A 15,742-nucleotide genomic window follows, 5' to 3' on the forward strand; every position below is an offset into this window, starting at 1 on the left:
CACCCTGGCTCTTTGTCTGATCGCGTGATTCAGGCTTCTCGGTGATTCCACCTCAAGCCATCACGCTCTGGCGGCAGGCTCAGGCCGCGGCGGCGTGGTCCGGGAAGATCCGCCCGATGATGGCCTTCAGCCCGTCCATCATGGCGCGCTCATAGGCCTGGCCCTCGGGGCTGAAGGCGTGCTCGTTGCGGTGCCAGCTGTATTTGGGCAGCGGCATCTGCTGGACGGTGACGCCCATGCGCGGGCGCTCATGGCCGGGCAGCGGCGCGGTGTCGGCGGTTTCCTCGAATTGCCGGCCGACCAGCACGGCCAGGCCCCAATCCTTGTCGGGGAAGCGCTTCTGCAGCGCCTCGTAGATGCGCTCGATGCCGCGGGTGATGCCGGAGACCCAGCGGTTGGTGTAGAGGATGAAGACGATGCGGTCGGCGGCGGCGATGTCGCGGTAGAAATTCTCGATCCGCGCCGAATACTTGCGCACCAGCAGGGCGCAGTTGTCGGCGTGGAATTCCTCGCCGCGCTCGTGGTTGAAGGTGGCGCCCAGCCTGGTGTGGGTGACGTATCCCTTGTCGGGCAGGTATTGCAGCGCCCCGGGGTCGAGATAGCCGGCGAAATCGGTCTCGATCAGCGTCGGGATGCTGGCGATGCGGTGGATGGCGATGTCGAAGGGATGCGTCGCCTCGCCCAGCGCCGCCGGCGGCTTGATGCCCCAGCGGGTGGCCACCGAGCGGGCGAAGCAGTTGCTGCCCAGCGAGATGAACTTGATGCCGCGATAGGCCAGCAGATTGGCCCGCCGCGCCTCGGCGACCTGCAGCGCCATACGTTCATACTGGTCGAGCCGGGCGCGGGCGGCGGCGAAGCTGTCCTGCAGCACCGCCAGGTCGGCATCGGTGACCGTCAGCCCGTCGCGCGCCGTCTGCTTCATCGGCTCGCGCAGCGCGGCATCCAGCCGCTGCGCGAAGGCCTCCGGCTGGAAGACGGTGTTGGTCAGCCTGTTCCAGTCCATCGCGGCCACGCTGTTGCTGTTGCGTCATTATTGCCGCCGGGTGACGCGGCGTCCAGGCGGCCGCGGCCGGCGGTCCGCGCGGCCGCTGCGGCGGCGCGCACCGTCCACAGCGTTATCCACAAAGCGGTCCACCGAATCTGTGGATAACCTGCCTTGCCGCCGGGCGCCGGCGGTTCCTATCCTGCGGGCCCCCTGTCCGGACACCCCATGCCCCGCTGGCGCCGATGCGCGACCTGAAATCGCTGGAGACCTTCGTCTGGATCGCGCGGCTGGGCGGCTTCCGCGCCGCGGCGCAGCGGTTGAACACCACCCAGCCGGCGCTGTCGGCGCGCATCCGCCAACTGGAGCAGGATCTGGGCGTCTCGCTGTTCGAGCACCGGCTGCGGCGCACCGCGCTGACGCCGGAGGGGGTGGCGGCGCTGCGCTATGCCGAGAGCATGCTGGAGCTGCGCGGCGAGATGCTGCGCGCCGTAGCCGCCCCCGCGGCGCTGGACGGCGTGCTGCGGCTCGGCCTGGCCGAGACCCTCGTCCATACCCTGCTGCCGCAGCTGATGGAGAGCGTCCACCGCCGCTATCCGGCGCTGGTGCTGGACATCGTCGTCGACATCACGCCCAACCTGCGCGACCAGCTGCTGGACGGGGCGCTGGACCTGGTGATGCTGGTCGGGCCGGTGGAGGATCCGCGCGCGGTGAACGCGCCGCTATGCCGGATCGACCTGGGCTGGGTGGCGCGGGCCGATATCGACCTGCCGCGGCGGCCGCTGCGGCTGGCGGAGCTGGCGCCCTGGCCGGTGGTCAGCTTTTCGCACAGCTCGCCGCTCTCGGCCGAGATCCGCGCGGCGCTGGAGGCCAGCGGCACGCCGGGGCTGCGGCTCTGGGGCAGCACCTCGCTGACGGCGATGACGCGGCTGGTGCTGGACGGTGTCGGCCTGTCGATCCTGCCCTTGCTGATGGCGCAGCAGGAGCTGGCCGCCGGCCGGCTGCGCCAGCTGGAGGTCACCGACGTCACCCTGCCGCGCAATGCTTTCCACCTGAGCTATCTGCGCAGCCCGCAGAGCCACCTGGCCGCGGCGGTGGCCGGCGAGGCGCGTCGCCTGGCGGCGGCGATGCAGCAGGCGCCTTGAGGATCAGAAAGAAGAAGGAGGTGCAGGGGGAATTCCTTCCGCCTGCCCTTGTTTTTGTTAATTTTTTGAGCCGCTGATAAATTCTCTTTATCGCTTCGATCCAAATTAAGGATTCGACAGCGCATCGCCCCTGCGATCCGATGCCCGCAACGCAGCTGCGACCAACGTGCGGCGCCGGGGAACCCATTCAAACGGAAGCCGCCAGCAGAGCAACAGGGGCTTCACGAGAATGAACAAATGGATCGCGGGCGGCCTGGCCGCCTGGCTGGGCCTTGCTGCCCATACCGCCGGCGCCCAGGCGCCGGCCACGCTGCCCGACGGGCCGAAGCTGCGCATCGTCGCGGTGACGCAGCCGCTGCCGACCATGCCGCAATTCACCCGCGTCGACACGCCGCTGCTGCGCGAGCAGCTGCAGGCGCGCTCCAACGGCCGCATCACCGTGCAGCTGAGCTCGCATGCCGAGCGCAACCTCGGCGGCAACGAGATCGTCCGGCTGGTGCGCTCCGGCCAGGCCGATATCGGCGCCGGCACGCTGTCGACCCTGTCGGGCGACGTGCCCTTCCTCGACGGCATCGACCTGGCCGGGCTCAGCCCCGACATCGCCACCGCCAAGCGCATCGCCGAGGCCGTGCTGCCGGTCGCCAACAAGGAGCTGGAGCGATTCAACACCCGGCTGGTGGTGCTGTATCCCTTCCCGGCGCAGGTGCTGTTCTGCCGCCAGCCGTTCCGGACCCTCGCCGACCTGCGCGAGCGCAAGGTGCGCACCTTCGGCAATTCGCTGGTCGACCTGGTCGACAAGATCGGCGGCCTGCCGGTCAGCGTCGGCTTCCCCGAGGTCTATAGCGCGCTGGAGCGCGGCGTCGTCGATTGCGCCGTGACCGGCACCGGCAGCGGCGCCTCGGCGCGCTGGCCGGAGGTGACCACGCATATCTCCGACCTACCGCTGTCCTGGTCGGTCGCCGGCTACATGGTCAACCTGGCCTGGTGGAACAAGCTGGACCCGCAGGTGCGCGGCCTGCTGGAGGCGACCTTCGCCGAGATGCATGAGAAGCTGTGGGACCTTGGCGCCGCCGCCACCCGCGATGGGCTGGACTGCAACATCGGCAAGCCCGAGGGCTGCCGGCTGCACCAGATCGCCGCCAAGCCGATGACCGAGGTCACCGCCAGCGAGGCCGATCGCGAGCTGGTGCGCGCCACGCTGCGCAACACCGTGCTGCCCGGCTTCGTCAAGCGCTGCGGCGCGCGCTGCGGCGAGATCTACAACCAGGTGATCGCGCCGATCTCCGGCGTGGAGTATCGTCCGTGAGGCGCGCTGCCGGGGCCCCTGCCCCGGCGCCGCTGCGCGCGGCGCAGGCGCTGCGCCAGGGGATCGCCAGGGTCTCCGCCGTGATGGCCTATCTGGCCGGCTGGAACTACATCCTCTGCGCGCTGTTCATCACCGCCGATATCGTCGGCCGCTCGGTGTTCCATGTGTCCAGCGCGGCGACGGTGGAGATCACCAGCTACATGCTGGCCGCCGGCATCTCCTGGTCGCTGGCGCATACGCTGGCGGCGCGCGCCCATATCCGGGTCGACGTGCTGGTCAACCGCATGCCGCTGCGCATCCGCGCCGTGCTGCATGTGCTGGCCCTGGTCCTGCTGGCCGGCTTTTCGGTCTTCGCCGCCTGGGCGGCCTGGTCGCTGCTGGACGAATCCCTGATGTTCGACGCGCATGACAACAGCAAGCTGCGCATCCCGATGGCGGTGCCGCAGGGCATCTGGACCTTCGGGCTCTTCGCCTTCGTGGCGATGACCCTGGCGCTGCTGGTGGAATCGCTGCTGGAGCTGGCGCTGGGCCGCTTCGCCGAGGCCGATGCGCTGCTCGGCGCGCGCACCATCGACGACGAGGCGGAAGAGGCGCTGGAAGCCGTCGCCATGGCGCGGGAGCGCGCCGCATGATCGCCATCCTTTTCATCCTGGGCCTGCTGGGCGCGCTGTTCTTCGCCGCCGCCAGCGGCACGCAATCGCTGCCCATCGCCGAGATTCTGGGACTCGTCGCGGTCTTCATGGTCTTCTTCGGCGCCGGCGTGCATATCGCCGCCGTGCTCGGGCTGCTGGCGCTGCTCGCCGGCTTTCTGTTCTCCGACCGGCCGTTCTGGCTGTTCGCCGGCCAGACCTTCTGGGGGCCGTCCAGCAACTTCGTTCTGATCGCCGTTCCGCTGTTTCTCCTCATGGGAGAAATCCTGCTGCGGGCCGGCTTGTCGGACCGGCTGTACAAGGCGCTGAACGTCTGGCTGAACCGGCTGCCGGGCGGGCTGCTGCACACCAACATCGCCTCCTGCGCGCTGTTCTCGGCGGTGTCGGGCTCGTCCGTCGCGACGGCGGCGACCATGGGCTCGGTGGCGCTGCCCTATTTCGAGGGCACCAAGTACAGCCAGCGCATGGTGCTGGGCTCGCTCGCCGCCGGCGGCGCCATGGGCAACCTGATCCCGCCCGGCATCACCTTCATCGTCTACGGGCTGATCACCGAGACCTCGGTCGGCGCGCTCTATATCGCCGCGCTGATCCCCAGCGTGCTGGTCACCGCGCTGTTCGTCGGCGTCATCACCATCCACGGGCTGCGCAGCCCGATGGAGAAGCCGCCGGCGCTGCCGCTGTCGGTGAAGATCCGCGCGCTCGGCGGGCTGGTGCCGACCTTGCTGTTGATGCTGCTGGTGCTGGGCTCGATCTATGGCGGCTATGCGACGCCGACCGAGGCCGCAGCGCTCGGCGTCGTCGGCGCCGCCGGCTTCGCCGCACTCGACGGCAAGCTGAACTGGCGCATGCTGAACGCCTCGGCGGAAGCCACCGCACGCAACACCGCGCTGCTCGGGCTGATCATCCTCGGCGCCTATCTGCTGAACTACGTGCTGACCGGCCTCGACGTGCCGCAGACGGTGGCGACGATGATCGGCGGCCTGCCGGTGCCGCCTTGGGCGATCATGCTGGCCATCATCGGCATGTACTTCGCGCTCGGCACCTTCATGGAGGGCTTCTCCATGATCATCACCACCGTGCCCGTGGTCTTCCCGATCGTCGTCGGCCTTGGCTACGACCCGATCTGGTTCGGCGTCATCGTCACCATGCTGGTGGAGATCGCGCAGATCAGCCCGCCCGACGGCACGGTGATGTACGTGCTGCAGGGCATGCGGCCCAAAGGCGGGCCGATCACCGATGTCTTCGCCGGCGTCATGCCTTTCCTGGCCGCCTACCTCGTGGCGGTCGCGGCCCTGCTGGCCTGGCCGGAGCTGGCCACCTGGCTGCCGCAGGTCATGGGCTGACCGCCATGCCCTTCCCATCCTCACCGCAGCACGCTGCGAGCGGAGTTCCCGTGTCCCCTGAACCCTTCATCCGAATCGGCATCGATATCGGCGGCACCTTCACCGATCTGCAGATCCTGGACGAGCGCAGCGGCGCGCTGCGCAGCCTGAAGACGCCGACGACGCCGGAAGACCCCTCGATCGGCCTGATCACCGGGCTGAACGAGGCCGCCACGCGCTATGGCTTCGGCCTGGCCGATATCCGCATCCTGCTGCACGGCACCACCATCGCGACCAATGCGGTGCTGGAGCGCCGCCTGGCCAAGGGCGTGCTACTCACCACCGCCGGCTTCGAGGATGTTCTCGAAATCGGCCGCCACAGCCGCAAGGATATCTATGGCCTGAAGCCGCATCACGACGCGCCGCTGATCCCGCGGGATCGCCGGCTCGGCGTGGCGGAGCGCATCCGCGGCGACGGCGCCGTCGAGCGCGCGATCGATCCCGCCTCCATCGCGCCGCTGCTGGCGCAGCTGGATGCGCTGGGCGCCGAGGCCGTCGCGATCTGCCTGCTCAACGCCCATGTCAATCCGGCGCATGAGCAGGCCCTGGCGGAGGCCATCCGGAGCGCGCGCCCCGAGCTGCCGCTCTGCCTCTCCAGCGAGCTCAGCCCGGAGATCCGCGAATATGAGCGCAGCTCGACCACGGCGCTGAACACGCTGCTGATGCCGGTCGTTGGCGCCTATCTGCAGAAGCTGACGGGCCGCCTGGCGGAGGCCGGCATCACCGCGCGGCTGCTGCTGGTGCAGTCCAACAGCGGCGTCTGCTCGGCCGAGGTCGCGTCGCGCCAGCCGGCGCGGCTGTTGCTCTCCGGCCCCTCCGGCGGCGCGCTGGCGACGCTGCGCATGGCCGAATCGCTGCAGCGGCCGAACCTGCTGGGCGTCGACATGGGCGGCACCAGCTTCGACATCTGCGTCGTCCATGAGGGCAGCGTCACCCGCATGACCCAGGGCGAGATCGACGGGCTTCCGGTGCGCCTGCCGATGATCGAGATCCGCACCATCGGCTCCGGCGGCGGCTCGCTCGCCTCGGTCGACGATGCCGGGCGGCTGCGCGTCGGCCCCCGCAGCGCCGGCTCCCGCCCCGGCCCGGTCTGCTACGGCCGTGGCGGCACCGAGCCCGCGGTGACGGATGCCAATATCACCCTCGGCCGGCTCGACCCGCGCTTCTTCCTGGGCGGCGCCATGCCGCTGGACGCGCCGGCTGCGGAGGCCGCCATCGCCGCCCGCATCGGCGCGCCGCTCGGCCTCGGCACGCAGCAGGCGGCCGCCGGCATGCTGGCGGTGACCGACACCAACCTGGCCGCCGCCGCGCGCCTGTCTCTCTTCGAGAAGGGCCTCGACCCGCGCGAGTTCTCCCTGCTGTCCTTCGGCGGCGCGGGCGGTCTGCACGCCATCCCCGTCGCGGAAGAGCTCGGCGTGCCGGAAGTCATCTTCCCCGCCGATGCCAGCACCTTTTCCGCCTTTGGCATCCTGCATTCCGACATCATGCACGACCTGACGCGCAGCCGCGTCATGCCGGCGATCGACGAAAACCTGCCGCGCGTCGCTGGCTTCCTCGAAGAGCTGCGCGAGCAGGGCGACGCGCTGCTGGCCGCCGATGGCGTGCCGGCGGGCGACCGTCGCTTCAACTTCTCCGCCGACCTGCGCTATCGCGGCCAGGCCTTCGAGCTGGTGATCCCCTGGGAGGCGCCCGCCGCCGAGCCCGCGGCGCTCGCCGCGCTGCTCACGGCCTTCCATGCCGAGCATGCCCGCCGCTTCTCCTACAGCAACACCGCCGCCCCCGTGGAGCTGGTGGCGCTGCGCCTGTCGGCCACCGGCCTGCTGGCCCGCGCCCGCACCCGCCGCGCCCCGGGCGCTGGCGCCGACCGCAAGCCGGAAGCGCGCCGCATCTGGCTGGGCGACGCCTGGCGCGAGGTGCCCGTGCACCAGCGCGAGCAGCTGACCGCCCCGATCAGCGGCCCGGCCCTGATCGAGGAAGAATACACCACCATCTATCTCGCCGAGGGCTGGCACTGCGCCCCCGGCCCCGACCACACGCTGATCGCCCGGCGCCAGAGCAAGGGCCAAACGGAGGCGCTCGCGGCATGAGCTCGCATCTCGATCCCGTCGCGCTGGAAATCCTGCGCAACGCCCTGACCGCCGCCGCCGCCGAGATGGATGTCACCGTCTGGCGCACCAGCCGCTCCACCATCGTGCGCGAGCTGCTGGACTATTCGACGGCGATCTTCGACGCGCATGGCGACAATGTCGCGCAATCGGCACGCATCCCGCAGCACCTGAACTCGATGAGCACCGGGCTGCGCACCGTGCTGCGCGACCACCTGCCGCTGGAGCGCTGGGAAGACGGCGATGTCGTCATCACCAACGATCCCTATTGCGGCGGCCAGCACATCCCCGACATCCTGGCCTTCCGCCCGGTCTTCGCCGAAGGCCAGCGCATCGCCATCGTCGGCACGCTGTGCCACCACCTGGACATGGGCGGCATGGCCGCCGGCTCCTATGCCGCGACGGCGACGGAGATCTTCCAGGAAGGGCTGCGCATCCCGCCGCTGAAGCTGGTCAAGGCCGGCGTCATCAATGACGACCTGCTGGCCATGATGAAGCAGAATGTCCGCCGCCCGGACATGCTGTGGGGCGACCTGCAGGCGCAGCTGGCCTCGCTGGCGGTGGGGGAAGCGAATATCCGCAAGCTCGCCGACCGCGTCGGCGCCACCACGCTGACCGAGGCCTGCGCCCGCATCCTCGACGGGTCGGAACGCGCCATGCGCGCCATGATCGGCCGCATCCCCGACGGCATCTACGACTTCGAGGATTTCCTCGACGATGACGGCATCGACGCCAAGCCGATCCGCATCCATGCGGTGATCGAGGTCCGCGGCGAGGAGATGGTGATCGACCTCTCCGGCTGCGGCCCGCAGGCGGTGGGGCCGGTCAATGCGACGCTGGCCTCCTCCGGCTCGGCCGTCTCCTATGCGGTGATGGCCATCGCCGACCAGGAGATCCCGCCCAATGCCGGCTGCTATCGTCCGGTCAAGGTGATCGCGCCGGAGGGCAGCATCGTCAATGCCCGCCACCCCGCGCCGGTCGCCAACCGCATCGCGACCGGGCATCGCCTGGCGACGACGCTGCTCGGCGCGCTGCACAAGGCGGTGCCGGGGCGGGTGCCGGCGGCCTATTACGGCGTCAGCTATGTCTGCTCCTTCCAGACCATCGGCGCGCAGGGCGAGCGCGGCGTGCTGGTCGAGATCGAGGTCGGCGGCAGCGGCGCGCATGACGATACCGACGGGCTGAACGGCTACACCTACGGCATGCACAACAACTCGAACATTCCGGTGGAAATGATCGAGAGCGAATTGCCGATCACGCTCACCGGCTATGGGCTGTTGTCCGGCTCCGGCGGCGCCGGGCGGCAGCGCGGCGGGCTCGGCCTGTTCCGCGAATGGCGCATCGACAGCGCCGAGGCCGTCTTCACCGCCAATCTCGAGCGCTTCAAGCACCGCCCCTATGGCCTCGAAGGCGGCGAGCCCGGCCGCGCCGGCGCGCTGTGGCTGATCCGCGGCGGGGAACGCCAGGCGCTGGGCTCCAAGGTCAACAACCTGCGGCTGCTGCAGGGCGACACCATCCGGCTGGAAACCTCGGGCGGCGGCGGCTTCGGCGCCGCGGCCGAACGCCTGGCCGTGGCGCGCGCGCTCGACCAGCGCCTCGGCTACGTCGCCGCCTGACCCTTGCGGCGCCGCCAGCAGGCCTTATCTGGGCAGGGATGGACCCCTGCCCCGAAACGGCCGCGCTGGCGGCGCTGCGCGACGGCTTCTTCAGCGGCGCGACCCTGCCGCTGGCCGCGCGGCAGGCGGCGCTGCGGCGCCTCGCCGAAGGCCTGGTGGCGCGGGAGGACGCCTTCCTCGACGCGCTCCACACCGATCTCGGCAAGCCGCAGCTGGAGGCCTGGACCTCCGAGATCCTGCCGCTGCGGCAGGAGCTGGCGCATGTCCGCAAGCACCTCGCCGGCTGGATGCGGCGCCAGCGCGTCGGCACCGGCTGGCTGCACTGGCCGGCCCGCGCGGCCGTTCAGCACGCGCCGCGCGGGGCGGTGCTGATCCTCAGCCCCTGGAACTACCCGCTGCAATTGACGCTGATGCCGCTGATCAGCGCCCTGGCCGCGGGCAACACGGTGCTGCTGAAGCCCTCGGAATTCGCGCCGGCCACGGCGGCCCTGCTGCAGCGCCTGGTGGCGGATTGCTTCGACCCGGGCCAGGTGCGGCTGCTGCAGGGTGACGCCGGCCTGGCGGGCCGCCTGACCGCCCTGCCCTGGGACCATATCTTCTTCACGGGCTCGCCGGCGACGGGACGCCGGGTGGCGCTGGCGGCCGCAGCAACCCTGACCAGCTGCACGCTGGAGCTCGGCGGCTGCAACCCCTGCATCGTCGAGCCCAGCGCCGATCCGCGCATCGCCGCGCGGCGCATCGTCTGGGGCAAGTTCCTCAATGCCGGCCAGACCTGCATCGCGCCCAACCATGTGCTGGTGCATGCCAGCCTGCGGGACCGGCTGGTCGACGAGCTGCGCGCCGCGATGGTCGCCTTCCACGGCGCCGACGGCCAGCGCGCGCAACGCCTGGCGCATCCGGCGCAGTTCGCCCGTGTGGTCGGCCGGCTGGACCAGGGGCGCATCCTGCAGGGCGGCCAGGTCGATGCCGCGCGGCTGCATGTCGCGCCGACGCTGATGGTCGATCTTGCTGCCGATGCCAGCAATCTTCGCGAGGAGATCTTCGGCCCGATCCTGCCGGTGGTGCCCTGGACCGACGCCGATGCCCTGCTGCGGCAGCTGCAGGCGGCGCCCTCGCCGCTCGTCATCCATTTGCACGGGCGCGACGACGCGCTGGCCCAGCGGCTGCAGCAGGCGACGCGCTCCGGCGCCCTGGTGCGCAACGACAATGTGCTGCAGGCGGCGGTGTCCGGCCTGCCCTTCGGCGGCGTCGGCCCCAGCGGGCAGGGCCGCGCGCATGGCCAGGCCGGCTTCCAGGATTTCAGCAGCCTGCGCAGCCATTACCACCAGAGCGCGCGGCTCGAGCTGCCCTTCCGCTATCCGCGCCCGGGCGACCAGCTGCGCTGGCTACGCCGGATCTTCCGCCGCACCGGCCTGTGACCAAGCCGGCCTGTGACCCAACCGGCCGCGAGTCGCCAAGCCGCTGGAACCGCTGCGAATCGGCTGCTGGCGGAAGCAGACTCCACGGCGACGCGCCAGGATATCCACAGCGCCGGCAAAAGATCCCCAGGAGTCAGCTTCCGCTTTTCATGGAGTCTGGGTCCGCGACTCGCGCTTCTCCCGTGGAGCCTGGGTCCACATAACAAATAGAAGAATCAAATAGCCTTCGAATTGCTTGCGGAAGCAGACTCCAAATTGACGGCGGGGGTTGTTGGCGACCATTTTGCGCCATGGCCGAGATACATCAGCTCATCATCCGGCATGGCATCGACCATGCCCGCCAGCAGGCCGAGAGCAAGCATGAGCGGCTGATGGTGGAGGCCGCCTATCAGGTGCTCTCCGAGGATGCCGAGAAGATCGGCTTCACCTATAGCGGTTTCGCCCTGACCTCCTTCCCGCACAAGCCGCAGACCGACGTGGTCTGGCGCCGCGAGGGGCACAACCTGACCCTGCTGCTGGAATCCGGCTACGACCGCTCCGGCAAGCCCACCGGCATTCCCTACGGCTCCTATGCCCGCTTCATCCTGCTGTTCCTGCAGAGCGAGGCGGTCCGCTCGGGCTCGCGCGAGATCGAGCTCGGCCGCAGCATGCGGGTCTGGCTGGGCAGCATGGGGCTGTCGATCGGCGGCACCACCTACAAGCTGGTCAACGAGCAGGCCAAGCGCATCTCCAACTGCCGCCTGCAGTTCTTCACCGACCGCGCCGGCAAGGAGGTGATGCGCCATGGCGGCTTCGTCGATGGCAGCATCAGCATGTCCAACCTGGTCTCCGACCAGCCGGCGCTGTGGCAGGACCGGGTGCTGCTGAACGAGGAGTTCTACCGGGCGCTGAAGGACCATCCGGTCCCGGTCTCGGAGAATGCGCTGCGGGCCATCGGGCCGCGCTCCATGGTGATCGATGTCTATATCTGGCTGGCTTATCGCCTGCACGTGCTGACCAAGGATGTCGAGGTCAGCTGGATGGCGCTGCACACCCAGTTCGGCGGCGGCTTCAAGCTGATCCGCAAGTTCCGCGCGCATTTCATTGAATGCCTTGAGCTGGCGCTGGCCGCCTACCCGGATGCGAAGGTCTCGGTCACCGAGCGCGGCATCACCCTGTCCCCCTCGCGCCCGGCCATCGCCAAGCTCTGACCCCCCTCCCCTGCCCCGGGAAGGTCCAAGGCGCCCTGCGAGGGGCGCCTTTTTCATGGGCTTGTGGCGGGGTGGCACCAGACTCCAAGCGGAACCAGGCTCCACGGCGGTGGAAGCAGACTCCACGCCCGCCGCGGCACCAGACTCCAAGGCCTGGCACCAGACTCCACGTCCTACTCGCCCTCGCCGGTCAGGATGGCGCTGATCTGCCGCCGGCGCAGGCGCAGCTTCAGCAGCTGCTCGACCAGGCGGCGGCGATCGGCCTCGATCCGCCGCATCTCGGCCAGCAGCCGGTTGCGGTCCAGCCCGACCGGGCGGTGTCGGGCGACGGCCAGCACCTCGCGGCGGAACTGGATGACGGCGTTGCGCGTGACGTCGGCGCGCAGCAGCCCGCGCAGCTGCGCCTCCTCCAGCTCGGCCGGCTTCAGCAGCGCCAGCTGATAGGCGGTGCCGTAGGAGCCCGGCAGCACCTCCAGCGGCAGCCGGCCCTCGTCGACGGCCAGCGCGATCTGGCGGAACTGGCTGGCCACCGTCTCGCTGAAGGGGAACAGCTGCTGGAAGCCCAGGCGCAGCCGGTCGCGCTCGTCGCGGGTCAGCTCGCTGTCCAAGTCGTTCAGCGCGCGGCCGATCTGCACGAAGGCGTTGCGCGCCTGGCTCCAGGCCTCGGTCACCTCGCCGCGCAGCTTCAGCAGCGAGCGGACCTTGCGCGGATCCTTCGGCAGGCTGGTGCCGGCGAAGACCTCGGCGATGGTGCGCAGCGCCTCCTCGTCGACCGTGATCAGCTCGGCGATGTCCTTGGCTCGGCGATCAGGCGGCGCGCCGGCGGCGGCTTGGTCGACATCCAGCGACTTCAGCGCGTTGCGCGACAATCCAGGGCGCTTCACAGGCTGGCCTCCCGCGCGACATAGGACCACAGCGCCTCGAAGGTGTCGTTGGCGCGGCCCCGGTTGAAATCGAGCACGCCCAGGCCCTTGCCGGCGCTGACATGGATGTCTTCCAGCAGCGGGATCTCGATCGGGCACAGCGCGCCGCCCTGCAGCAGCTTGGCGCGGATGCTCTCATAGCTCTTGGTGCGGCGATTGGCCTTGTTCAGGATGAAGGCCGCCTTGACCTCGGCCGAGGCCAGGGTCGCCATCCAGGGCATGACGCTGTCGACATCGTCCTGCGTCGCCCCGGTCGGCACCAGCACGAAATCAGCCGAGGTGCAGAGGCTGAGCGCGGCGCTGTAATGCACCTCGATGCTCGGCGGCGTGTCCAGCACCAGCAGCTGGGTCCCCTCCCCCGGCTTCAGCGCGTTGCGCCAATTGCCGAGCTCGGCCTCGCGCACCGGCACTTCCGGGCATTCGGGAAAGCTCTCGCGCACCCGTTCGCGGCGGATCGCCCATTTATGCAGCGTGCCCTGGGGGTCGAAATCGATCCCCTCCGCCCGCAGCCCGCGCCGCGCCGCCGCCACTAGGATATTGCGCACCAGCGAGGACTTGCCGACGCCGCCCTTGGGGCTGGAGACCAGGATGATCCGGCATCGCTCGGTTTTCTTCGGCGCGCGGGTGGGCATGGGCGACCTCGTCGTAGCTGTATCGGCACAAGCTACACGCGCCCTTCAGCCCCCACCAGTTTTACAAGGGAAAATTTCTGCGGGGCGCAGCCCGCGCCGGGCTTTCCGCGACCGGGTTTTACAAGGGAAAACCGGGCCGCCTCAGAAATCCTGCGGCGACAGGGAGAAGCGCTGGTGCAGCGCCTGCCAGCCGGTGGGGGTGACGGTGATGGCCCGGCTGTCGCCCACCCGGCGCATCCAGCCCTGCTCCAGGCAGAAGCCGCAAAGCGCGGTGCCCAGCCGCCCGGCCAGATGCGGCCGTCGCTCGCTCCAATCCAGGCAAGGCCGGCAGAAGACCCGGCCGCCGCGCGCCTCGGGCAGCGCTAGACCGAGCTCAGCGAAGAAGCCGCGCCCGGCCTCGGTCAGCACGCCGCCATCCGAAGAGAGCTCGATCTGGCCGCGGGCAATCATGCGATCGGCCATGGCGACGGCGACCTGGCCGGCCAGATGGTCGTAGCAGCTGCGCAGCCGCCGCATCGCCACGTCGCGCGGGCCGGTGCGCGGCCGGGCCGGCGCGACCGCCATCTGGCTCGCGGCCACGGCCATGATGCTCTCCAGCATCTGCGCGACCGCGGTCGAGGCCAGCCGGTGATAGCGATGCCGGCCCTGCCGTTCCATGGCCAGCAGCCCGGCCTCGGTCAGCCGCGCCAGATGTGCGCTGGCGGTCTGCGGGGTGATGCCGGCGGCGGCGGCCAGCTCGCTGGCGGTCAGCGCGCGGCCATCCATCAGCGCGGCCAGCATGGTGGCGCGGGCCGGGTCGCCGATCAGCGCGGCGATGCCGGCGAAGCCTGCGGTGCTCAGCATGCGCTTTCTCCTGGTGCGGCATCCTGTCTACCACGCGCCGGCGCAGGACGCTTCGGCCGCCGCCGTAGCATCGCGGGCCCGAACCGCGCGAGACAAGCGGCCATAACAGGAGCGCCGCCATGACTTTCGCCAGCAATTCAGCGCCCTCGGTCGCCCGGGCGGAACCAGATTCCACAACCCCAGGGCAGACGGCGGCCCCGGGCTTTGCCATGCTGCCGGCGATGCAGACCGGACAAAAATTCTTTGGCTGGAAGGTGGTGCGGGCCGGCTTCGTCACCGCCTTCTTCGCCTGGGGCATCGGCTTCTACGGGCCGCCGATCTTCCTCCAGACCCTGGCCGAGCGGCAGGGCTGGCCGGTGGGCCTGCTCTCGGCCGCCATCACCACCCAGTTCCTGCTGGGCGCGCTGGTGGTGGCGCAGCTGGCCGGGCTGCACCGCCGCTTCGGCCAGGTCGCCGTGCTGCGGGCGGGCGGGCTGCTGACGGCGGTAGGCCTGCTCGGCTGGGCGCTGGCCCGGGAACCCTGGCAGCTGTTCCTGGCGGCGCCGCTGAGCGCAGCCGGTTGGGCGGTGACCAGCTCGGCGGCGCTGAACGCGGCGATCGCGCCCTGGTTCGTCCATCGCCGCCCCATGGCGCTGGGCATGGCCTTCAACGGCGCCAGCTTCGGCGGGCTGATCCTGTCGCCGCTCTGGGTGGCGCTGATCGGCGGGCTCGGCTTTCCGGCGGCCGCGACCCTGGTCGGGCTGATCTTCGCCGGGCTGCTGTGGTGGATGGCCGGGCGCTTCTTCGCGCCGACGCCGGCGATGCTGGGCCAGCAGCCGGATGGTGAGGCGCTGTCGGCAACCCCGGCCAAGCCACCCGTCGAGGCCGCGCCCCTGGGCCAGAACCCCTGGACAGAAAAACGCTTCCTGACCCTGACGGCCGGGGCCAGCCTGGCGCTCTTCGCGCAGATCGGGCTGGTGGCGCATCTCTTCTCCATCCTGGTGCCGCTGCTGGGCGCCGGCGCCGCGGGGCTGGCCATGGGCGGTGCGACGGGCTGCGCCATCCTGGGGCGGATGGTGGTGGGGCGGCTGCTGCGGCCCGGGGCCAGCCGGCGGCAGGCGGCGGCGCTCAACGGGGCGGTGCAGGCGGCGGGATCGGCGCTGATGCTGGCCGGGTCCTTCGGCTCGGTGCCGCTGATGCTGGCGGGCTGCGCGCTGTTTGGCCTGGGCATCGGCAATGCCACCTCGCTGCCGCCGCTGATCGCCCAGCGCGATTTCCGCGCCGAGGACCTGCCGCGCGCCGTGGCCCTGGTCACTGCGACCGGCCAGGCGGCCTATGCCTTCGCGCCGGCGGCCTTCGGCCTGCTGCGCTTCGAGACGCCGTACCTGTTCCTGACGGCGGGGCTGCTGCAGCTGATCGCCGGCGCGCTGATCCTGGCGCGGCGCTAGGTCACGGACTCATAATGCCGCAGCCATAGCCTTGACCCGACAAGGTGTAGGGCAGCGAGGTAGTTGCGCGAGAGCTTGTCGAAGCGGGTGGCGATGCGTCGGAAGTGCTTCATTCGATTGAAG

13 protein-coding genes and 1 pseudogene are annotated in these 15,742 nt (G+C 70.3%); 9 read left to right on the forward strand and 5 right to left on the reverse strand.

Annotated features, from left to right (window positions below; translation table 11 throughout):
* Positions 1-79 precede the first annotated feature (79 nt).
* Positions 80-1,003 (reverse strand): DUF1796 family putative cysteine peptidase, encoded by a 924-nt coding sequence (locus GVN67_RS08000; RefSeq protein WP_159994578.1) that lies wholly within the window; start codon positions 1,001-1,003, stop codon positions 80-82.
* 224 nt (positions 1,004-1,227) lie between these two features.
* Between GVN67_RS08000 and GVN67_RS08005 the strand changes: the two genes are divergently transcribed.
* The 8 genes from GVN67_RS08005 (at position 1,228) to GVN67_RS08040 (ending at position 11,794) form a co-directional block, all read left to right on the forward strand.
* Entirely contained in the window at positions 1,228-2,127 is a 900-nt protein-coding gene (locus tag GVN67_RS08005; RefSeq protein ID WP_159994580.1) for a LysR family transcriptional regulator, read from the forward strand.
* Positions 2,128-2,356: 229 nt separating this feature from the next.
* The gene (locus tag GVN67_RS08010; RefSeq protein WP_159994582.1) at positions 2,357-3,433 is read left to right on the forward strand and encodes a TRAP transporter substrate-binding protein; all 1,077 of its coding nucleotides are present in this window, start codon (positions 2,357-2,359) and stop codon (positions 3,431-3,433) included.
* Positions 3,430-4,065 (forward strand): TRAP transporter small permease subunit, encoded by a 636-nt coding sequence (locus GVN67_RS08015; protein WP_159994584.1) that lies wholly within the window; start codon positions 3,430-3,432, stop codon positions 4,063-4,065. The genes GVN67_RS08010 and GVN67_RS08015 overlap by 4 nt, the downstream gene beginning before the upstream one ends.
* A complete protein-coding gene (locus tag GVN67_RS08020) occupies positions 4,062-5,426 on the forward strand; it encodes a TRAP transporter large permease (protein ID WP_159994586.1) in 1,365 nt (454 codons plus the stop codon). The genes GVN67_RS08015 and GVN67_RS08020 overlap by 4 nt, the downstream gene beginning before the upstream one ends.
* A gap of 50 nt (positions 5,427-5,476) precedes the next feature.
* Entirely contained in the window at positions 5,477-7,552 is a 2,076-nt protein-coding gene (locus tag GVN67_RS08025; protein WP_159994588.1) for a hydantoinase/oxoprolinase family protein, read from the forward strand.
* Positions 7,549-9,186, forward strand: a complete 1,638-nt coding sequence (locus tag GVN67_RS08030; protein ID WP_159994590.1) for a hydantoinase B/oxoprolinase family protein — start codon at positions 7,549-7,551, stop codon at positions 9,184-9,186. The genes GVN67_RS08025 and GVN67_RS08030 overlap by 4 nt, the downstream gene beginning before the upstream one ends.
* 38 nt (positions 9,187-9,224) lie before the next feature.
* Positions 9,225-10,604 (forward strand): aldehyde dehydrogenase family protein, encoded by a 1,380-nt coding sequence (locus GVN67_RS08035; RefSeq protein ID WP_159994592.1) that lies wholly within the window; start codon positions 9,225-9,227, stop codon positions 10,602-10,604.
* Positions 10,605-10,894: 290 nt separating this feature from the next.
* On the forward strand, positions 10,895-11,794 hold the full coding sequence (locus tag GVN67_RS08040) for a replication protein RepA (RefSeq protein WP_159994594.1): 900 nt from the start codon (positions 10,895-10,897) through the stop codon (positions 11,792-11,794).
* A gap of 173 nt (positions 11,795-11,967) precedes the next feature.
* Here GVN67_RS08040 and GVN67_RS08045 read toward each other — a convergent pair whose 3' ends face one another.
* The 3 genes from GVN67_RS08045 to GVN67_RS08055 all read right to left on the reverse strand — a co-directional run bounded on the left by GVN67_RS08045 (position 11,968) and on the right by GVN67_RS08055 (position 14,192).
* Positions 11,968-12,678, reverse strand: a complete 711-nt coding sequence (locus GVN67_RS08045; protein WP_159994596.1) for a hypothetical protein — start codon at positions 12,676-12,678, stop codon at positions 11,968-11,970.
* The gene (locus GVN67_RS08050) at positions 12,675-13,349 is read right to left on the reverse strand and encodes a ParA family protein (protein WP_159994598.1); all 675 of its coding nucleotides are present in this window, start codon (positions 13,347-13,349) and stop codon (positions 12,675-12,677) included. Before GVN67_RS08050 ends, GVN67_RS08045 begins: the two co-directional genes overlap by 4 nt.
* Before the next feature lie 141 nt (positions 13,350-13,490).
* On the reverse strand, positions 13,491-14,192 hold the full coding sequence (locus GVN67_RS08055) for a helix-turn-helix transcriptional regulator (protein WP_159994600.1): 702 nt from the start codon (positions 14,190-14,192) through the stop codon (positions 13,491-13,493).
* 209 nt (positions 14,193-14,401) lie between these two features.
* On the opposite strand from GVN67_RS08055, the gene GVN67_RS08060 reads away from it, so the two are divergent.
* Positions 14,402-15,619, forward strand: coding sequence for an MFS transporter (locus GVN67_RS08060; protein ID WP_200845167.1), 1,218 nt, complete (start codon positions 14,402-14,404; stop codon positions 15,617-15,619).
* Here GVN67_RS08060 and GVN67_RS08065 read toward each other — a convergent pair.
* A pseudogene (locus tag GVN67_RS08065) lies at positions 15,616-15,742 on the reverse strand (IS5/IS1182 family transposase); the annotation flags it as partial. The gene GVN67_RS08060 and the pseudogene GVN67_RS08065 sit on opposite strands and share 4 nt — an antisense overlap.

This window comes from Roseomonas sp. 18066 (assembly GCF_902706185.1).
GTDB lineage: Bacteria > Pseudomonadota > Alphaproteobacteria > Acetobacterales > Acetobacteraceae > Pseudoroseomonas.

Bases quoted from the DNA above. Each gene is read 5' to 3' on its own strand.
- GVN67_RS08055 (WP_159994600.1), bottom strand. From the start codon at position 14,192: ATGCTGAGCACCGCAGGCTTCGCCGGCATCGCCGCGCTGATCGGCGAC.
- GVN67_RS08035 (WP_159994592.1), top strand. From the start codon at position 9,225: ATGGACCCCTGCCCCGAAACGGCCGCGCTGGCGGCGCTGCGCGACGGC.
- GVN67_RS08005 (WP_159994580.1), top strand. From the start codon at position 1,228: ATGCGCGACCTGAAATCGCTGGAGACCTTCGTCTGGATCGCGCGGCTG.
- GVN67_RS08020 (WP_159994586.1), top strand. From the start codon at position 4,062: ATGATCGCCATCCTTTTCATCCTGGGCCTGCTGGGCGCGCTGTTCTTC.
- GVN67_RS08040 (WP_159994594.1), top strand. From the start codon at position 10,895: ATGGCCGAGATACATCAGCTCATCATCCGGCATGGCATCGACCATGCC.
- GVN67_RS08000 (WP_159994578.1), bottom strand. From the start codon at position 1,003: ATGGACTGGAACAGGCTGACCAACACCGTCTTCCAGCCGGAGGCCTTC.
- GVN67_RS08060 (WP_200845167.1), top strand. From the start codon at position 14,402: ATGCTGCCGGCGATGCAGACCGGACAAAAATTCTTTGGCTGGAAGGTG.
- GVN67_RS08030 (WP_159994590.1), top strand. From the start codon at position 7,549: ATGAGCTCGCATCTCGATCCCGTCGCGCTGGAAATCCTGCGCAACGCC.
- GVN67_RS08010 (WP_159994582.1), top strand. From the start codon at position 2,357: ATGAACAAATGGATCGCGGGCGGCCTGGCCGCCTGGCTGGGCCTTGCT.
- GVN67_RS08050 (WP_159994598.1), bottom strand. From the start codon at position 13,349: ATGCCCACCCGCGCGCCGAAGAAAACCGAGCGATGCCGGATCATCCTG.